The 14696-nt window shown below is 74.4% G+C and carries 15 protein-coding genes; 11 read left to right on the forward strand and 4 right to left on the reverse strand.

Annotation, left to right across the window (positions count from 1 at the left end):
* Window positions 1-22 precede the first annotated feature (22 nt).
* Window positions 23-844 carry an inositol monophosphatase family protein gene (locus K7640_RS04860; RefSeq protein WP_222953468.1) on the forward strand — a complete coding sequence of 274 codons (822 nt, stop codon included), beginning with the start codon at window positions 23-25 and terminating at the stop codon, window positions 842-844.
* 190 nt (window positions 845-1034) lie between these two features.
* Here K7640_RS04860 and K7640_RS04865 read toward each other — a convergent pair whose 3' ends face one another.
* Window positions 1035-1550 (reverse strand): LytR C-terminal domain-containing protein, encoded by a 516-nt coding sequence (locus tag K7640_RS04865; protein ID WP_222953725.1) that lies wholly within the window; start codon window positions 1548-1550, stop codon window positions 1035-1037.
* 427 nt (window positions 1551-1977) lie between these two features.
* On the opposite strand from K7640_RS04865, the gene K7640_RS04870 reads away from it, so the two are divergent.
* Together K7640_RS04870 and K7640_RS04875 are read left to right on the forward strand one after the other, a co-directional pair.
* On the forward strand, window positions 1978-2274 hold the full coding sequence (locus K7640_RS04870) for a DUF4193 domain-containing protein (RefSeq protein ID WP_222953469.1): 297 nt from the start codon (window positions 1978-1980) through the stop codon (window positions 2272-2274).
* A 452-nt stretch (window positions 2275-2726) separates the two neighbouring features.
* A complete protein-coding gene (locus K7640_RS04875) occupies window positions 2727-3479 on the forward strand; it encodes a hypothetical protein (protein WP_222953726.1) in 753 nt (250 codons plus the stop codon).
* A 6-nt stretch (window positions 3480-3485) separates the two neighbouring features.
* On the opposite strand, the gene K7640_RS04880 is transcribed toward K7640_RS04875, so the two are convergent.
* A complete protein-coding gene (locus K7640_RS04880; RefSeq protein ID WP_222953727.1) occupies window positions 3486-3968 on the reverse strand; it encodes a DUF3093 domain-containing protein in 483 nt (160 codons plus the stop codon).
* 89 nt (window positions 3969-4057) lie between these two features.
* Between K7640_RS04880 and dut the strand changes: the two genes are divergently transcribed.
* The 4 genes from dut (at window position 4058) to K7640_RS04900 (ending at window position 6473) form a co-directional block, all read left to right on the forward strand.
* Window positions 4058-4585 (forward strand): dUTP diphosphatase, encoded by a 528-nt coding sequence (gene dut / locus K7640_RS04885; protein ID WP_222953470.1) that lies wholly within the window; start codon window positions 4058-4060, stop codon window positions 4583-4585.
* Window positions 4586-4610: 25 nt separating this feature from the next.
* Window positions 4611-5252, forward strand: a complete 642-nt coding sequence (locus K7640_RS04890) for a DUF3710 domain-containing protein (protein ID WP_222953471.1) — start codon at window positions 4611-4613, stop codon at window positions 5250-5252.
* 122 nt (window positions 5253-5374) lie between these two features.
* Window positions 5375-5755 (forward strand): OB-fold nucleic acid binding domain-containing protein, encoded by a 381-nt coding sequence (locus K7640_RS04895; RefSeq protein ID WP_222953472.1) that lies wholly within the window; start codon window positions 5375-5377, stop codon window positions 5753-5755.
* Between the two features lie 31 nt (window positions 5756-5786).
* A complete protein-coding gene (locus K7640_RS04900) occupies window positions 5787-6473 on the forward strand; it encodes a DUF3159 domain-containing protein (protein ID WP_222953473.1) in 687 nt (228 codons plus the stop codon).
* Between the two features lie 25 nt (window positions 6474-6498).
* Here the strand turns inward: K7640_RS04900 and K7640_RS04905 are convergent, their stop codons facing one another.
* Both K7640_RS04905 and K7640_RS04910 read right to left on the reverse strand, forming a co-directional pair.
* Window positions 6499-7197 (reverse strand): TrkA family potassium uptake protein, encoded by a 699-nt coding sequence (locus tag K7640_RS04905; RefSeq protein WP_222953728.1) that lies wholly within the window; start codon window positions 7195-7197, stop codon window positions 6499-6501.
* Entirely contained in the window at window positions 7194-7859 is a 666-nt protein-coding gene (locus tag K7640_RS04910; RefSeq protein WP_222953474.1) for a TrkA family potassium uptake protein, read from the reverse strand. Before K7640_RS04910 ends, K7640_RS04905 begins: the two co-directional genes overlap by 4 nt.
* Before the next feature lie 161 nt (window positions 7860-8020).
* On the opposite strand from K7640_RS04910, the gene K7640_RS04915 reads away from it, so the two are divergent.
* The 4 genes from K7640_RS04915 to dxs all read left to right on the forward strand — a co-directional run bounded on the left by K7640_RS04915 (window position 8021) and on the right by dxs (window position 14642).
* Entirely contained in the window at window positions 8021-10093 is a 2073-nt protein-coding gene (locus K7640_RS04915; RefSeq protein WP_222953475.1) for an APC family permease, read from the forward strand.
* Entirely contained in the window at window positions 10090-11364 is a 1275-nt protein-coding gene (locus K7640_RS04920; RefSeq protein WP_222953476.1) for a class I SAM-dependent RNA methyltransferase, read from the forward strand. The genes K7640_RS04915 and K7640_RS04920 overlap by 4 nt, the downstream gene beginning before the upstream one ends.
* Before the next feature lie 62 nt (window positions 11365-11426).
* Window positions 11427-12590 (forward strand): anhydro-N-acetylmuramic acid kinase, encoded by a 1164-nt coding sequence (locus K7640_RS04925; protein ID WP_222953477.1) that lies wholly within the window; start codon window positions 11427-11429, stop codon window positions 12588-12590.
* A 102-nt stretch (window positions 12591-12692) separates the two neighbouring features.
* Window positions 12693-14642, forward strand: coding sequence for a 1-deoxy-D-xylulose-5-phosphate synthase (gene dxs / locus K7640_RS04930; RefSeq protein ID WP_222953478.1), 1950 nt, complete (start codon window positions 12693-12695; stop codon window positions 14640-14642).
* The last annotated feature ends 54 nt before the right edge of the window (window positions 14643-14696 follow it).

Consider the following 14696-nt stretch of genomic DNA (forward strand, 5'->3'; position numbering starts at 1 on the left):
TCGTGCGGGAAGGGGACGAACCATGGATCGCTCGGCGCCGTCGCCGCGGGAATTGTTGGAGATCGCCGTCAATGTCGCCCGGGACGCGGCGGCCACCGCCCACCGGATGCGGGCCGAGGGGGTCTCGGTGGCCGCGACGAAGAGCACCGCGACCGACGTGGTCACCGCGGCCGACCGGGCGGTGGAGCGCCAGGTGCTGGACGCCCTGGGCCGGCTCCGCCCCGGCGACGCGGTGCTCGGGGAGGAGTACGGCGAGGGCGACACCGGCCCGGCCGACCCGGACGGCGTGCGGTGGATCGTCGACCCGATCGACGGGACCGTGAACTACCTGTACGGCCTGCCGAATTCGGCCGTTTCGCTGGCCGCGGAGGTGGCCGGCGAGGTGGTCGCCGGGGTGGTTCGCAACATCAACACCGGCGAGGAGTGGACCGCCACCCTCGGTGGCGGGGCCTACCGGGACGGCGTGCCGCTGCGCTGCTCCACCGAGACCGACCTCGGGCAGGCACTGGTCGCCACCGGGTTCGGCTACGACGCGAAGCGCCGGCTGCACCAGGCCCGGGTGGTGACCGGGCTGATCGCGCAGGTGCGGGACATCCGCCGGTTCGGCGCCGCCGCGATCGACCTCTGCCTGGCCGCCGAGGGGCGGGTGGACGCGTACTACGAGAAGGGGCTCAACGCCTGGGACCTGGCGGCCGGCGGCCTGGTGGCCACCGAGGCGGGGCTGCGGGTGGCCGGGTTGGCCGGCCGGGCGGCCGGACCGGACCTGGTGGTGGCCGCGCCACCGGCGCTGTTCGGGCCGCTGCACGACCTGCTCGCCGAGCTGGACGCCGCCGGCGGCCCCTGAACAACCGCGTCGGGCCCTGAGCGACCGCGTGGGGCCCGAGTGACCGGGTGGGGCACCTGACGGCCGGGTGGGGCCTGAGTGGCCGGGGTGGGGCCCCTGGAGGGCCGCGGGGGGCCCTGAGCGACTGGGGTGGGGCAGCCGAGCTGCCCGGGCGGCGGGCGGCCCCGGAGCGGCCCGCCCGCCGGGACGGTTACTTCTCGACCGGCATCGGGCAGGTGCCCGCGGGCGCGTCCGGCGCGCCCAGGTCGCCCAGGGCCTGGTTGACCTCGGTGGTGGTGGCCAGCTGCTGGAACGAGCTGCCCAGCACCACGTCGACGACGTCGTCCTTGCGCTTCGCGTCGTACGCGGGGGTGGCGTTGCTGAGGAAGTACGCCTGGAGCAGCTGCGCCGAGCCGACCCCCTTCGGGCCGTACCGCAGCACCGCCACGTCGTCGACCGCCTTCGGGGCGTTGCCGACCTTCTTCACCTGGAACTTGCGGTTGCGGAAGTCGTCCGCGACGTCGGCGGCCCGGCCTGGCTGGTCGGTCGCGTTGTAGACGTTGATCTTGACGTCCTTCTGCTCGCGGAGCCGCAGGTCCGCCAGCGGCCAGCCGTCGGGGCAGCTCTTCGCGTCGACCGCGTTGCCCTGGCTGTCGCGGACCACCGCCACCACCACGAAGACCAGGGCGACGACCGCCAGCAGACCGACGACAACGAGTGCTCGCACTCGCGCAAAGCTCATCTGGACGCTCCCCGGGCGATGGGTGGGTGGCGGCCGGGGCCGGAGCCGGCCCGGCGTCGATTACGCCGCTGAGGTTAACGGGTGTCCGGCCGTCGCGTGGAAACAGCCGGACATGCCGGCGCGCCACCCGGGAACCAGGTAGTACTACCCCTATCTTCGTGTCGCCTGAGTCACATTGGGAACAACTTCCGGCGTAGGGGCGTACATCTCTGCCACGAGGGCGGTATACATGCCTCGCCCGGGGGGAGGGTAAGGTACCGCGCTCGCTGGAGGCGTTTCTCTGGCGGCCTCGATCCGGCCGGTCGGCGGGTCGGGAGACCGACACAAATGGTGGCCGGCCAGCGGAACCGAAACAGCGTCGTCCGGCGTTACAACCGGGAAGCGACAATATCGATATGGGAGAGTGAAACCGATGGCCACCGACTACGACGCCCCGCGTCGAGATGAGGTCGACCTCGGCGAGGACAGCCTGGAGGAGCTCAAGGCCCGCCGGGTCGACTCGCAGTCCGGCGCCGTGGACGTCGACGAGGCCGAGGTGGCGGAGAGCTTCGAGCTGCCCGGCGCCGACCTCGCCGACGAGGAGCTGACGGTCAAGGTGCTTCCGATGCAGCAGGACGAGTTCCGGTGCGCCCGCTGCTTCCTCGTGCACCACCGCAGCCAGCTGGCGGCCGAGCGCAACGGCGAGCTGATCTGCCGCGAGTGCGTCTGACCAGGACGCCAGTCACCGGCGGCGGCCTCCCGGACGGGGCCGCCGCTGTTCGAGCCGCCCGGCGCCGTGGCCGGTGGACCGCCTGACCCGTGTCGGGTGGTTTCCGGAGCACCGGAACCGGGGAGTTCGAACGTCATGAGCGCACGGATGGACACCGCCGGCGCGGCGCTTGCCGACGTCGGGCGGAACGGGGTGGCGGCGTGAAGTGGCGCGGGGGGCGTACCGGTGCGGACGACGCCTCGACCGGTCCCGGCCGCGACGACCCGGCCGCCCGGTCCGAGCCGGCGGCCGGCCCGAACGACGCCGCTCCGGCCGCCGACATCCCGGACGACGCCGCCGGCACCTGGGACGACGCCGCCGGCACCCGGGACGCCGCCGGGCGGCGCCCGGAGCGCGGCGGGCGGGAGCCCGGACCGGCGGCCCGACCCGACGCGGACGAGCCCGGCTCCGCGCTGGCCCGGCGGGACCCCGACGACGACCTCGGGGCCACGGTCGCCGCGCTGACCGCCGACGACCTGCCGGCGGCCCGCCGGCGCCAGTTGCTGACCCGGCTGGTCGGCCAGGCCCGCAGCCGTGGCGTCGCCGACCTGTTCAAGCCCCGGGCCGCGCTGCGCTGGATGGCCGACACGGTGGCCGAGATCGCGCCGCACGTGCCGGTCCGGGACCTGGCCACGCTGCGCCGCCACTTCCCCGGGCTGGACGACGAGGAACTGGCCGATCGGCTCGTCCGCAACGCCGCCCGGGCCACCGCCGGGGTGGGCGCCGCCGGTGGCGGCGTCGCGGCGGTGGAGTGGACGGTCGCCCCGACCCTGCTCTCCGCGCCGGTGCTGCTGGCCGCCGAGACGGTGGTCGTGGTGGCGATCGAGCTGAAGCTGATCGGCGAGCTGCACGAGATCCACCGGGTTCCGCTGCCCGTCGGCGGCACCCAGCGCGCGGTCGCCCTGGTCCAGTCCTGGGCCGGCCAGCGGGGGATCAACCCGATGACGCCGGGAGTCGGGGTCAGCGCGGTGCTCGGCACCGCCGCCCGCAAGGAACTGCGGGACAGCCTGCTCAAGCGCTTCGGCCGTAACCTCACCACGCTCGGACCGTTCCTGACCGGCGCCGCCGTCGCCGGTTACCTCAACCGCCGGTCCACCCGCGCGCTCGCCGATCAGCTCCGCAGCGACCTGAAGCGGGGCCGCGGCCCCCGGCCGCTGAAGCCGTGAACCCGCTCAGCCGGCGTCGCGGGCCCGCAGGATCGCGTCGGCCAGCTCGACCGGGTGCCGGGAGCTGACCACCCAGAACGGCGTCGGGTCGGCCGGGTCGGCGAGCACCACCTGCACGGCGCCGCCGATCCACGGCCGCTGGACCACGAAGGCCAGCGGATCGGCGCCGACGCCGAGCACCTCACGCCGCCCGGTGGCGTCCAGCGGGACGGCGTCGGCCACGAACCGCAGCGGCAGCCGGGCGTCGTCAACCAGCAGCTCGCCGTCGCGGACCGCCACCCGGATCCGGCCCAGCCACCACAGGGCAGCGGCGGTCGCCGGCAGCAGCACCGCGAACGGCAGCCAGGCGCGTACGCCGGCGCCGCCCAGCCACACCTCCGTGGCCAGCAGCGCCGCGGTGGCGAGCCCGGCCAGCGCGTACCACCAGGGCAGGCCGAGGCGTTCGGCGTACGGGACAACCGTGGCGGCGGGCGGGGAGGACGGGGACACGCTCACTCCTGCCAGGGTACGGCGCACGCGGGCCGGCGGATTCGGCAGGATGGGCAGGGTCAGAGGGAACCGGACGGAAGAGGGAGACCGTGACGGACGTGGTACCCGTACCTGTGCGGCAGCTCGATCCCGAGCTGCCGCTGCCGGCGTACGCCCATCCGGGCGACGCCGGGGCCGACCTGGTGGCCGCCGCCGACGTCGAGCTGCCGCCCGGCGGGCGCGCGCTGGTGCCCACCGGCGTCGCGCTGGCCCTGCCGGAGGGGTACGTCGGCCTGGTGCATCCCCGTTCGGGGCTGGCGGCCAGGCTCGGCGTGACCGTGCTCAACGCGCCCGGTACGGTCGACGCCGGCTACCGGGGTGAGATCCTGGTCAACCTGATCAATCATGATCGGGCCACCCCGGCGCGGATCTCCCGTGGCGACCGGATCGCCCAGCTCGTCGTCCAGCCGGTCGCACGGGCGGAGTTCCGGCCGGTGGCCGAGCTGCCCGGGTCCCGGCGCGGCGCCGGTGGGCACGGCTCCACCGGCGGGCACGCCGGGCTGGCGCCGGCCGGCCCCCGGGTCGGCGGCGTCGAGCCGGGTCGGGTCGAAGGGCGGACCGAAGAGGTGACAGGGTGAGTGTGAACAGCGGAGGGTGGGCGCAGTGATCTTCTCCCGTAAGCGGGACAACGCCGGACGGCACGGCCGGGACGAGGCCCTGGAGTCGTACGGGACCGACGAGCCGGCGACCCCGGCGCGTGGTCCGTTCGACGTCTCCGAGGCGCCGGCCGACGTGCCCCGACTCGACCTGGGCAGCCTGCAGATCCCGGCGGTGCCCGACGTCGAGGTCCGGGTGCAGGCCGACCCGCAGGGCGTGATCCAGCAGGTGGTGCTGGTGCACGGCGACAACGCGTTGCAGCTGGGCGTCTTCGCCGCGCCCCGCAGCGAGGGCATCTGGGACGAGGTGCGGGAGGAGATCCGCCAGTCCCTGCTCAACGACGGCGCCGTCGCCCAGGAGGTGTCGGGGGAGTACGGCACCGAGCTGCGGGCCCGGGTGCGCACCCCGGACGGCCCGACCGACCTCCGGTTCGTCGGCGTGGACGGCCCGCGCTGGATGGTCCGCGGCGTCTACCAGGGCCGGGCCGCGACCGATCCGGCTGCCACCGGCCCGCTCGCCGAGTGCCTGGACGGCCTGGTGGTCGACCGGGGGCACGAGGCGAAGCCGGTCCGTGAGCCGCTGCCGCTGCGGCTGCCCCGGGAGATGGCCGAGCAGGCCGCCCCGGCCGAGGAGCCGCGCGAGGTTTGAGGCCACCCGGCCGTTCCGCCGGGACCGCCCCGTCGGCGTACGCTGGCGGGGCGGTCCCGGCGCACCGGGGTCGGCCCAGTGCCGGTGACGCCGGTCAGCGTGGAGAGGGTGGCGCGGAGGTCATGACGACCGACCAGAGCCGGGGGTCGCTGCGGCGGCTGCTGCACCGGCTCACCGCGAGCGAGGCCGAGATCGAGGCGGACGAGCTGCGCCGGGAGAGCGCCGACTCGGGCGGCACGCCGGCCGAGCAGTGCCGGCGGGGCCAGGTGGTGTGCGTCACCGGCCGGCTGCGTACCGTGGTCTACACGCCCCGGACGAACCTGCCGACCCTGGAGGCCGACCTGTACGACGGCAGCGACGTGGTCACCCTGGTCTGGCTGGGCCGGCGGCACATCGCGGGGATCGAGCCCGGCCGGCACCTGACCGCGCGGGGCCGGATGGCCGTCCGCGACGACCGCAAGGTCATCTACAACCCGCACTACGAGCTGGAGCCGCCGAAGTGACGCCACGGACGCGGTCGACGGAGGCCCCACGATGACCACCGGACAGCAGCGCCCGGCCCCGCCGGCGACCGACGCCGACGAAGAGCGGCTGCCCAGCGTCGCCGAGCAGATGGCCGACCAGCTCGGTGGCTGGCGGGGGCTGGTGGAGTCCAGCATTCCGGTGGTGGTGTTCGTGTTCGCCAACATCGTCGGCGAGCTGCGTCCCGCGGTGATCGCCTCGGTCGGGGTGGCGGTGCTGATCGCCGTGGTCCGGTTGGCCCAGCGCCGGCCGATCCGGCACGCGGTCAACGGGCTGTTCGGCATCGCGATCGGCGCGGCCATCGCCTGGCGCACCGGCAACGAGCGGGACTTCTACCTGCCCGGCATCCTCTACGGCATCGGCTACGGTCTGGCCCTGCTGCTGTCGGCCGTGATCCGGCAGCCGCTGGTCGGCTGGATCTGGTCGGTGCTGGTGGCCAAGGGCCGCTCGGAGTGGCGGGACGATCCGAAGCTGGTGCGCACGTTCACCCAGCTCACCGTGCTCTGGGGCGTGGTCTGGCTGGCCAAGGTGGGGGTGCAGGCCGGGCTCTACCTGGCCCACCAGGACACCGCGCTGGGCGTGGCCCGGCTGGCCCTGGGCTACCCGCCGTACGCCCTGCTGTTGCTGATCACCGTCTGGGTGGTCCGTCGGGTGACCCGCGAACCGGGCGTCACGCCGCTGCCGGGCGCCGGGGCCTGAGCCCCGCCGCCCGCGGCGGCTCGGCTCAGCCGGCCATCCCGCGGGTCCGCTCGACGCTGTCCGGGCCGAGGATGACCGCCCGGACCTCGTCCTCCACCTCGGCCGTGCAGACGAAGATCAGCTCGTCGCCGGCCTCTATCGGGTCGTCCGGGCTGGGCACCAGCACCCGCTTGCCGCGCAGGATGGCCACCAGGGCGGCGTCGCGGGGCAGCGGCACCTGGTGGATCGGGTGCCCGACGTGCGGCGCGCTCGGTGGCAGGGTGATCTCGACGAGGTTCGCCTCGCCCTGCCGGAAGGTCATCAGCCGGACCAGGTCGCCGACGGTGACCGCCTCCTCGACCAGGGCGGCCATCACCCGGGGCTTGCTCACCGCGACGTCGACGCCCCACTGCTCGGTGAAGAGCCACTCGTTCTCCGCCCGGTTCACCCGGGCCACCACCCGCGGCACCGCGAACTCGGTCTTGGCCAGCAGCGACACCACCAGGTTGACCTTGTCGTCGCCGGTGGCGGCGACCACCACGTCGCAGCCGGCGAGGTTGGCCTCGTCGAGGCTGGCCAGCTCGCAGGCGTCGGCCAGCACCCAGTCGGCGGCCGGCACCCGGTCCGGCCGGAGCATCTTCGGCTGCCGCTCGATCAGCATCACCTGGTGGCCGTTGTCGATCAGCTCCTGGGCGATCGAGCGGCCGACGTTGCCCGCGCCGGCGATGGCGATGCGCATGCTCAGTGCACTCCTTCCGGCGGCGCCGCCGCCACCGACGAGACCGTCGCGCTGATGTCGTCGGTGACCAGCATGAAGACCTGGTCACCCTCCTGCACGACGGTGGAGGCCGTGGCCAGGGTGCCGATGCCGAAGCGGATCAGGTATGCCACCCGGGCGCCCGCCGCCTCCTCCAGCGCCCGAAGTGGCCGGCCGATCCAGTCCTTGTGCACCGGCACCTCGATGATCGACACGGTGCTGGTCGGGTCGCGGAAGATCTCGACGTTGCCCTCGGGCACCAGGTGCCGCATCATCCGCTCGGCCGTCCACCGCACGGTGGCCACCGTGGGGATGCCGAGGCGCTCGTAGACCTGGGCGCGGCGCTGGTCGTAGATCCGGGCGGCGACCCGGGACACGCCGAACGTCTCGCGGGCCAGCCGGGCCGAGATGATGTTGGAGTTGTCGCCGCTGGAGACCGCGGCGAAGGCGTCGGCACGCTCGATCCCGGCCTGGCGCAGCACCTCCCCGTCGAAGCCCGCCCCGGTGACCGTGATCCCGGCGAAGTCGGGGCCCAGCCGCCGGAACGCGTCGGCGTCCTGGTCGATGACGGCCACCGAGTGCCCCCGGGACTCCAGGCCGTGGGCGAGGGTCGACCCGACCCGGCCACAGCCCATGATCACCACATGCACGGTGTCCCCTCCCAAGTGCCGGCCCGCCGCGGTCCGTCCCGCATCTGCGAGCCTGCCACGTCCCCGGCGCGGACGGGGGACCGACCGTACCGCGTCCGCCGCGACGGCGGCGATCAGGCACCCCCGCCGCCCAACCCCGGGTCGTCGTACTCTTGGCGCTTGTGGCCAGACCCACCTCGCTGCTGAAGCGCCTGCTCGTCGGTCGACCGTTCCGGTCCGACCGGCTCCAGCACACCCTCCTGCCGAAGCGCATCGCGCTGCCGGTCTTCGCGTCGGACGCGCTCTCCAGCGTGGCGTACGCCCCGGACGAGATCCTGCTGACGCTCTCCATCGCCGGCGCGTCGGCGTACCTCTTCTCGCCGTGGATCGCGCTCGCCGTGGTGGTGGTGATGCTCACCGTGGTGGCCAGCTACCGGCAGAACGTGCACGCCTACCCGTCCGGCGGCGGCGACTACGAGGTGGCCACGGTCAACCTCGGGCCGCGGGCCGGGCTCGGGGTGGCCAGCGCGCTGCTGGTGGACTACGTGCTCACGGTGGCCGTGTCGGTCTCCTCCGGGGTGGCCAACCTGGGTTCGGTGGTGCCGTACGTCGCCACCCACAAGGTGCTGATCGCGGTCATCGCGGTGGTGCTGCTCACCGCGATGAACCTGCGCGGCCTGCGCGAGTCGGGCACCGCGTTCGCCATCCCCACCTACGGCTTCATGATCGTCATCGTCGGCATGATCCTGACCGGCCTGTTCCGGATCTTCGTGCTCGGTGACGAGCTGGTGGCCCCGAGCGCCGGGCTGGAGATCCAGGCGGAGCACAGCGTGACCGGCTTCGCGCTGGCCTTCCTGCTGCTGCGCACGTTCTCCTCCGGGTGCGCCGCGCTCACCGGGGTGGAGGCGATCTCCAACGGGGTGCCGGCGTTCAAGGCGCCCAAGTCGAAGAACGCGGCCACCACGCTGCTGCTGCTCGGCACCGTCGCGGTGACCATGCTGGTGGGCATCATCTGGCTGTCCCGGCTGACCCGCCTCCAGTTCGTCGAGGACCCCGCCGCGCAGATCCTCTCCGGCCCCGAGGGGTACGTGCAGAAGACCGTCACCACCCAGCTCGGCGAGACGGTCTTCGGCTCCGGCTCGATCCTGCTCTACGTGGTGGCCGGGGTGACCGCGCTGATCCTGTTCCTGGCCGCGAACACCGCGTTCAACGGCTTCCCGGTGCTCGGCTCGATCCTCGCCCAGGACCGCTACCTGCCCCGCCAGCTGCACACCCGGGGCGACCGGCTGGCGTTCTCCAACGGCATCGTCTTCCTGGCCGTCTTCGCCATCGTGCTGATCGTGGGCTTCCAGGCCGAGGTCACCCGGCTCATCCAGCTCTACATCGTCGGGGTGTTCGTCTCGTTCACCCTCTCCCAGGCCGGCATGATCCGGCACTGGAACCGGCACCTGCGTACCGAGCGGGACCCCGAGGCCCGCAAGCGGATGATCCGGTCCCGGGCGATCAACTCGTTCGGCATGGCGCTGACCGGCGCGGTGCTGGTCATCGTGCTGGTCACCAAGTTCCTGCTGGGCGCCTGGATCGCGATCGTCGCGATGGCGGTGATGTACGTGCTCATGCTGGCCATCCGCCGGCACTACGACCGGGTCGCCGCCGAGCTGGAGCCGACCGAGCAGCGCGCCGTGCTGCCCGCCCGCAACCACGCCGTGGTGCTGGTCAGCAAGCTGCACCAGCCGACGCTGCGGGCCGTCGCGTACGCCCGGGCCACCCGGCCGGACACGCTGACCGCGGTCACGGTGAACGTGGACGACAAGGACACCCGGGACCTCCAGGACGACTGGGAGCGCCGGGAGCTGCCGGTGCCGCTGACCGTGATCGACTCGCCGTACCGGGAGATCACCCGGCCGATCCTCAACTACGTCGCCTCGGTCCGCCGGGAGTCGCCGCGCGACGTGGTCACGGTCTTCATCCCCGAGTACGTGGTGGGTCGCTGGTGGGAGAACCTGCTGCACAACCAGAGCGCGCTGCGGCTCAAGGGGCGGCTGCTCTTCGAGCCGGGCGTCATGGTGACCAGCGTGCCGTGGCAGCTCGCCTCGACGGCCAGCAAGAACCTGGACCGGCTGGACGCCACGCTGAGCCGGGGACCGGCCCGCGGGCCCCGGGTCGCGCCCCGCAGCACCCTGCCGCCGAGCGTGCCGCCGGTGGTCTCCGCGCCGCCCGGCGAGAGCGGCCCGAGCACGGGGGAGCGCCCATGACCACGCGTCCCGGCCCCCCGTCGACCGGCGCGGACGGCTCCCCGGCCGGTCCGGCCGGGGAGCGGCCGGGCCTGACGGAGGCCGAGCGGGTGGAGCTGACCGTGGCGGCGGTCGCGCCGGGCGGGCACTGCGTGGCCCGGGTCGACGGCCAGGTCGTCTTCGTCCGGCACGCGCTGCCCGGGGAGCGGGTGATCGCCGAGGTCACCGAGGTGCACCGCGGGTTCGTCCGGGCGGACGCGGTCGAGGTGCTCGACGCCTCCCCGGACCGGGTCGAGCCGCCCTGCCCGTACGCGAAGCCGGGTCTTTGCGGGGGTTGCGACCTGCAGCACGTCGCCCCCGCCGCCCAGCTGGGCTGGAAGGTCGCGGTGGTCCGCGAGCAGCTCACCCGGCTGGCGGGCCTGACCGACGCCGAGGTGGACGCGCTGGGCGTGACCGTCGAGGCGCTGCCCGGCGGGCCGCTGGGCTGGCGGTCCCGGGTCCGGTACGCGGTCGACGCGGCCGACCGGGCCGGCCTGCTCAAGCACCGGTCGCACGAGGTGGTGCCGATCGACCGCTGCCGGATCGCCCACCCGGCCATCCAGCGGTTGCCGGTGCTGGCCGACCGCTGGCCGGACGCGGACGCCGTCGAGACGGTCGCCACCACCGGCGGCGACGTGAGCGTGCGTGCGGTCACCGGCGGGGTGAGCGCCCCGGTCAGCGGGCCGGAGACGGTCCGCGAGCGGGCCGCCGGGCGGGACTGGGCGCTGCCCGCGTCCGGCTTCTGGCAGGTCCACCCGGCCGCCGCGGACACCCTGGTCGGCGCGGTGCTCGACCTGCTCGACCCGCGTCCGGGGGAGAGCGCCTGGGACCTGTACGGCGGGGCCGGGCTGTTCGCCGCGGCGCTCGCCGGCCGGGTCGGCGACGCCCGGATCACCCTGGTCGAGTCGTCCGAGCCGGGCGTGGCCGCGGCCCGGGCGAACCTCGCTGACCTGCGGGTGGAGGTGGTCGCCGCCCGGGTGGAGACCGCGCTCGCCCGCCGGCGGGTCACCGGTCCGGTCGACCTGGTGGTGCTCGACCCGCCGCGCTCCGGCGCCGGCGTCCGGGTGGTGCGGGACGTGGTCGCCGCCGGTCCGCGTGCGGTCGCCTACGTGGCCTGTGACCCGGCCGCCTTCGCCCGGGACGTGCGCGGGTTCACCGGCGCGGGCTGGCGGCTGGCCGCGCTGCGCGGCTTCGACCTGTTCCCGATGACCCAGCACGTGGAGCTGGTCGGCCTGCTGCTGCCCCCGCGCTGACCCCGGTGGGGTGTTAAGCGGGGGCCCTTCCGCTACCGAATACGTTAAGAAGGGGCCCTTCCTTGCTTTTCGTCGCGCTGATGTCCGGAACGTCGTACGACGGGGTGGACGTGGTCGCGGCCGAGTTCACCCGGCACGCCGACACGCTGCGACTACGCCCGCTCGGCCATCGTGAGCTGGCCTACCCGGACGAGCTGCGGGACGCCATCGCCGCGCTGCTGCCCCCGGCGGCCACCACGGTCGAGGCCGTCTGCCGGCTGGACAACCGGCTCGGCGCGGTCTTCGCCGAGGCGGCGGCGGTGGGCGTCGAGCTGGCCGGCGGGCGGGCCGACGCGGTGGTCTCGCCCGGGCAGACCGTCTTCCACTGGGTCGACGGCGGGGTGACCCGGGGCACCCTCCAGCTCGGCGCGCCGGCCCGGGTGGCGGAGCGGGTGCGCGTACCGGTGCTGAGCGACCTGCGCGCGGCGGACGTGGCGGCCGGCGGGCAGGGCGCGCCGCTGGTGCCGGCCTTCGACGCGCTGCTGCTGGACCCGGCCGGCGGGGCGCGGGCCGCGCTGAACCTGGGCGGCATCGCCAACCTCACCGTGGTCGCGCCGGACGCACCGGTGCTCGGGTACGACGTGGGCCCGGCCAACGCGCTGTTGGACGCCGCCGCGCGGCGGTTGCTGGGCCGGCCACACGACACCGACGGGGCCCGGGCCGCCGCCGGTCGGGTGCACCCCGCGCTGCTCGAGCTGCTGCTCGCCGAGCCGTACTACGCCGCACCGGCGCCCAAGTCCACCGGCAAGGAGCTGTTCCACCCCGGCTACCTGGACGAGCGGCTGGCCGCGCTGGGCAAGCCGGTGGCGGCGGACGACGTGCTGGCCACGCTTACCGAGCTGACCGCCCGGACGGTGGCCGCCGAGTGCGACCGGCACCGGGTGGTCGAGGTGGTCGCCGCCGGCGGCGGGGTGCGCAACCGCACCCTGATGTCCCGGCTGGCCGCCCTCGGGGCCCGGCGGTGGCGGCTGCGCACCACCGCCGAGCTGGGCGTCCCCACCCAGGCCAAGGAGGCGTACGCGTTCGCCCTGCTCGGCTGGCTGTCCTGGCACGGGCTGCCCGGGGCGCTGCCCTCGGTGACCGGCGCCCGCCGGGCCGCCGTACTGGGCTCGTGGACCCCGTCCGGGCCGGCCCGGGCCGCCGCGCCGCCCGTCGTGCCGCGCCGGCTGGTGATCGACGGGTGTTGAGCGGGGGCCCCTGCTCTACCGGAGGCGTTAACAAGGTGCCCTTCCTTGCCCGGATCCTTGCCCGGGCTGCGGAGTGTGGGGCGGCCGATAGACTCTGCCCTCATGAGCGTTGAAGAGGACACGGTCAACCAGGGCCGGCTGCTGGCCACGGTGCGCGGTCCGCAGGACGTCAAGCGGATGTCCGGCGAGCAGTTGGACATTCTCGCGGCCGAGATCCGGGACTTCCTGATCGCGAAGGTGTCCCGCACCGGCGGGCACGTCGGCCCGAACCTGGGTGTGGTGGAGCTGACCCTGGCCATGCACCGGGTCTTCGACTCGCCCCGGGACCGGCTTCTGTTCGACACCGGCCACCAGGCGTACGTACACAAGATCGTCACGGGCCGGCAGGACGGCTTCGACAAGCTGCGCCAGCGCGGCGGCATCTCCGGCTACCCCAACCAGGCCGAGAGCGAGCACGACCTGATCGAGAACTCGCACGCCTCGACCGCGCTCTCCTACGCCGACGGCCTGGCCAAGGCGTACGCGCTGCGCGGCGAGAAGCGTGCCGTGGTGGCCGTGGTCGGCGACGGCGCGCTCACCGGCGGCATGTGCTGGGAGGCGTTGAACAACATCGCCACCAGCGGCAACCCGCTGGTCATCGTGGTCAACGACAACGGCCGGTCCTACTCGCCGACCATCGGCGGTCTCGCCGACCACCTCTCCTCGCTGCGGCTCAACCCCGGCTACGAGAAGGTGCTCGACACCGTCAAGGACGCCCTCGGCAACACCCCGTTCGTCGGCAAGCCGATGTACGAGGTGCTGCACGCCGTCAAGAAGGGCATCAAGGACGCGGTCGCGCCGCAGGCGATGTTCGAGGACCTCGGCATCAAGTACGTGGGCCCGGTCGACGGGCACGACGTGGTCGCGGTCGAGTCGGCGCTGCGCGCGGCGAAGAACTTCGGCGGGCCGGTGATCGTGCACGCGGTCACCCGCAAGGGCTACGGCTACCGCCCGGCCGAGGAGGACGAGGCGGACTGCCTGCACGGGCCGGGCAGCGCGTTCGACATCGAGACCGGCAAGCTGCTCGCCGCCCCGTCGGTGAAGTGGACCCACGTCTTCGCCGACGAGCTGGTCGCCATCGCCGACGAGCGGCCGGACGTGGTGGGCATCACCGCCGCGATGGCCGAGCCGACCGGCATCGCCAAGCTGGCCCGCAAGTACCCGGAGCGGGTGTACGACGTCGGCATCGCCGAGCAGCACGCCGCCACCTCGGCGGCCGGCCTGGCCCTCGGCGGCCTGCACCCGGTGGTCGCGGTCTACGCCACCTTCCTCAACCGGGCGTTCGACCAGGTCCTGCTGGACGTGGCGATGCACAAGCTGCCGGTCACCTTCGTGCTGGACCGGGCCGGCATCACCGGCCCCGACGGCCCCAGCCACTACGGCATGTGGGACATGTCGGTGTTCGGGGTGGTGCCCGGGCTGCGGATCGCCGCGCCCCGGGACGCGGCCACCCTGCGCGAGGAGCTGCGCGAGGCGGTGGCCGTCGATGACGCCCCGACCATCGTCCGGTTCCCCACCGGCACCGTCGCCGCCGACCTGCCCGCGCTGCGCCGGGTCGGCCCGGTCGACGTGCTGGCCGAGTCGGCGCGTACCGACGTGCTGCTGGTCGCGGTCGGCTCGTTCGGGCAGCTCGGCATGGAGGTGGCCGCCCGGGTCGCCGAGCACGGCTACGGGGTGACCGTGGTCGACCCGCGCTGGGTCCGTCCGGTCCCGGCGGAGCTGGTCGAGCTGGCCGCCGGGCACCGGCTGGTGGTCACCGTGGAGGACGGCGTACGGGTCGGCGGGGTGGGCGACGCGCTCGCCCAGGCGATGCGGGACGCCGACGTCCGGGTGCCGCTGAAGGACCTGGGTGTGCCGGCCGACTGGCACCCGCACGGCACCCGCGCCCAGATCCTGGCCGACCTGGGGCTGACCGCGCAGGACGTGGCCCGGGACGTCACCGGCTGGATCTCCGGCCTGGACGCCCAGCCGGTCGAGCCGGCCCGCCCGGACCAGGCCGCCGCCAACAACTGACCGCGCCGAAAGGGGCGGCTCCGGAGACCCGGGGCCGCCCCTTTCGTCGGGCCT

The organism is Micromonospora sp. PLK6-60 (assembly GCF_019890675.1).
Classification (GTDB): domain Bacteria; phylum Actinomycetota; class Actinomycetes; order Mycobacteriales; family Micromonosporaceae; genus Micromonospora.

Bases quoted from the DNA above. Each gene is read 5' to 3' on its own strand.
- K7640_RS04860 (WP_222953468.1), top strand. From the start codon at position 23: ATGGATCGCTCGGCGCCGTCGCCGCGGGAATTGTTGGAGATCGCCGTC.
- K7640_RS04870 (WP_222953469.1), top strand. From the start codon at position 1,978: ATGGCCACCGACTACGACGCCCCGCGTCGAGATGAGGTCGACCTCGGC.
- K7640_RS04895 (WP_222953472.1), top strand. From the start codon at position 5,375: ATGACGACCGACCAGAGCCGGGGGTCGCTGCGGCGGCTGCTGCACCGG.
- K7640_RS04900 (WP_222953473.1), top strand. From the start codon at position 5,787: ATGACCACCGGACAGCAGCGCCCGGCCCCGCCGGCGACCGACGCCGAC.
- K7640_RS04920 (WP_222953476.1), top strand. From the start codon at position 10,090: ATGACCACGCGTCCCGGCCCCCCGTCGACCGGCGCGGACGGCTCCCCG.
- dxs (WP_222953478.1), top strand. From the start codon at position 12,693: ATGAGCGTTGAAGAGGACACGGTCAACCAGGGCCGGCTGCTGGCCACG.